We start from the raw sequence: 3,472 nt of genomic DNA, 5'->3' as shown, positions 1-3,472 counted from the left end.
CGGCAACGTCCCTCTTGGTACGACCCGCCGACGCCGCAACGGGGTCTGGGACGCTGCCCTGCCACGTGGCTACGGTCGGGCTCGGAGGGTGAAGTCCAACCTACGGAGCGTGCATGGTGAGTGACGGTGCGACCAACTATGACGCCTCTGCCGTGCGAATCAACGTGGATATGTACTACATGCACCGGTCCGCGAGCGTCTACCTGGCTTCGCTGATCACCAGCCTGCAGGACGACTGGAGGGAAATCGGCAACACCTGGGACCAGCTCAAGATCGGTTGGGTCGGTGAGAGTTCCGAGGCGGCCGACGCGTTCAACGAGCGCCTCCAGGACGTGCAGAACCGCCTGTTCGGCACCCCCGACCCGGCCGACACCACGAAGGTGGAGACCCCGGGCATCCTCGACCGGGTCCGCTACGGCGCCGTGGTGGCGGCGGCGAACTACAACGCCGCCGAGCACGCCGTGACAGACATGTTCGACGCATTCGTCCACGCCATCGCCGGCGAGGGCGACGGCGAGGGGGGACCGCAGGACAGCACGATGCCGCCGATCACCGTGGACTACAACACCAACCCGTACCCCACGCCGAAGACCGACAGCTGACGACGCGCCGTGGCGAAGCAGACGAACGGGCACGCGAGCCCTGCGGAGCTGCGCGCGCTCGCCGCCGACTGGCGTGCACAGGCCGATCGACTGGAGTCGCTCGGCGGCACGGTGATGTCGGCCTACAACAGCATCAAGTGGACGGGGTTCGCATACTTTTCGGCGACGGCCGCGGCGAACGCGGTGAACGTCAAACTGGGCAAGATGGCCGACGCCGCGCGGGAATTCGCGAACTTCCTCGACGAGTACGCCAGCAAGGTCGAGGAGCAGATCAAGCGGGAGAAGGCGGCCACGATCGTCCAGATCGTGCTGGCCATCTTCGGTGTGCTCACGATCGGCCTCGCATTCGTGCTGGCACCCGCCCTCGCCGCCCTGTCGAGCCTGCTCGCCAGCCTGCTGCCGGCCATGAGCGCAGTGGCCGGCCGGATCGCCACCATGCTGATCGACGTCGCGCTGGGCTTTCTGACGTTCGGTTCCATGCAGGTCGCGATGGAGTTCGGCATGCGGGGAATCGTCTACGGGGCGATGGACCTGCCGGTGGAGCTGCACAGCTCGGAGCTGCTGCTGAACATCCTGCTCGCGGGCGGGCTGGGCGGTCTGTTCTCGATCCGGGCCGTCAACTCGGTGCCGCGGCTGGGTTCCCGCGGTGCCACTCCCCCGCCGGTCCCGAAGACGCAGGCGTCGCCGAAGGTGTCGCCGGCCACCGGGACGGACGGCAACACCGTGCGGCTCAACAGCCCGGCGCCGGTCAAGGGCGCGGACATCGCCAACACACCCCGCGTCAACGACACCACGCCTGCGGTGAGCGCCAGCGACATCACGGCCGCGCCGGTGGTGCCGGCCGGCAGCCACGCCGCACCGACCGTGTCGGCCTCGTCCGCCGGCGACGTAAGCCGTCTGGCGGTCGGCGCGCCGGGCGGCACCAAGTCGGTGAGCGCGTCCACCCAGCAGGGCACCGGTCACGTCAACCAGCCGCTCGGCGCACCGCGCACCACCACGACGACGACGGCCGCACCACAGGCCGGCACGCACGGCGACGGGCTGCGGATGGCGAACCTCGACCGCACCGTTTCCCCCACCGGCGCGCGCGGCGACTTTTCCCCGCAGGTCAACACCCCGGCGTCGAACGTCGTCCACCAGCCGCCCCAGCCCACCGTGACCGAGCGGGGCCTGGTCGGGATGGCCGAGGGTCGTGGCATCTCTCGCGAATCGTCGGCCACCGGCCCGACGATCCACGCCACCCCGCCGACCGGCCCGGCCACCGTGCCGCACGGGACGTCGCTGCCCCCCGCCATGCGCCCCGGCGGCCTGCCCGAGACGTCGGTGCTGAACAGCGGCAACCACCTGATGCCGCCGACCGGTCGGCCCGGCGTCACCGACTACGTGCCAGCCACCACCACCTCGCACACCGTCGCGCCGCACACGCCCGGGCGCGGTTTCAACGAAACCGCCACCAGCGCCGCGCATCCGACCCCCCAACAACTACGCGACCACAACGTCAAGTTCTCCGAAGAGATACGCGGCACCACCGCCGGCCCCGTCGCCCCTCGCCATACCCCCGACTTCTCGAAGTTCATCGCCGGGCGCGTACTCGACGAAACCGCCATCGGCGCCACACACCCGACCCCCCAACAACTACGCGAAAACCACGTCAAGGCCTTCGAAGGAATTGGCGGCACCAAAGCCGACCTTCCCCCCGACTGGTCGAAGCACGGCCCCGGGCGCGTACTCGACGAGACCGCCACCACCGCCGCGCATCCGACCTCCCAACAACTGCGCGACCAACACGCCAATGCCTTCGAAGGAAAACAACGCGCCACCACAGCCGACCTTCCCCCCGACCGGTCGAAGCACGGCCCCGGGCGCGTACTCGACGAAACCGCCACCACCGCCACACACCCGACCCCCCAACAACTACGCGCCCACCACGAAACGTTCCTCGACAAGGTGCGCGGCACCACCGGGGCCGACGCTCCGGGGCCTGCGAGCACCCCGACCCCCGGGCGTCAGCTGCTCCAGACCGGCCCCGACGGGCGTGCCGATCTTGTGCGGGTTTCGGCGGAGTCGCGGTTCACGGCCGAGGGGCGACAGCCCGGCGGCGATGCGCGCCCGACCCTCGAGGGACCCGCCACCGGCCCCGACAAGTCCTTGTCCTATGTCGAGCTGCGCGCCGACGGCACGATGGGCCCGACCACGCTGCGCCCGGGCGAGAACGTCCTGCACTCGCAGCCGTTGAACGGCAAGCCGCAGGAGCAGCTCCTCAGCTACTCCCCCGACGGCAGGTCGTGGGACGTCAACTCGGTCACACCGGCGGTTCGTACGGCCGGGGCTGCCCAGCCCCGGCCCACGCAGATGCTCCGGCAGAACCCGGATGGCACCGTGGACCTTCTGACGTTCCACAAGCCGCCGGCGCTCGCGTCGGGGCCGCCGGTGAAACCGCGGCCCGGCGAGCCGAGCTTCCACGACCTGAACGGGCCCGGGGTGCGCCAAGGCTGGCAGTCGCGCTCGTTCAGCCCGGATGAGGGATTCAAGGTCGACCAGATCAGCAGGCCGCAGTTGACCGGGCAAAGGGTCGACGGTAAGGAGCTGTTCTTCCAGCGTGAGCCCACGTCGATGCTGGTCAAGGACCCAGTGAGCCACCAGTGGAGGCCGCTGGGCACGACCGAGGTCGTGGCGACGCTCCCGAAGGGCTGGGGCCGGGCCCCCGACGCGCCGCCCGTCACGGTTGGCAAGCCGGCCGACAACCCGTCGTTCAGCAGGGGGGGCACTGGACAGGGCACGCCGCCGGACAGCGCCCACTACCGCTGGAGCATGGAGAACGGCAAGGTAGAGCCGGTGAAGGTGCGGGCCACGTCGCTCGAGGTGGTCGA

2 protein-coding genes are annotated in these 3,472 nt (G+C 70.2%); both read left to right on the top strand.

The window, feature by feature from the left end; genetic code table 11:
* Window positions 1-113 precede the first annotated feature (113 nt).
* Window positions 114-602 carry a hypothetical protein gene (locus KBX34_RS32715; RefSeq protein WP_210928938.1) on the top strand — a complete coding sequence of 163 codons (489 nt, stop codon included), beginning with the start codon at window positions 114-116 and terminating at the stop codon, window positions 600-602.
* A 9-nt stretch (window positions 603-611) separates the two neighbouring features.
* On the top strand, window positions 612-3,472 hold a 2,861-nt coding region (locus KBX34_RS32710), incomplete at its 3' end, for a hypothetical protein (RefSeq protein WP_374223740.1).

Origin of the sequence: Micromonospora sp. M61 (assembly GCF_018070245.1) — a bacterium.
Lineage (GTDB): Bacteria > Actinomycetota > Actinomycetes > Mycobacteriales > Micromonosporaceae > Micromonospora > Micromonospora zamorensis.
This window is presented reverse-complemented; position numbering and strand designations above follow the sequence as displayed.

What these genes read in the sequence shown, in the direction of transcription:
- KBX34_RS32715 (WP_210928938.1), top strand. Translation starts at nt 114, where the DNA reads ATGGTGAGTGACGGTGCGACCAACTATGACGCCTCTGCCGTGCGAATC.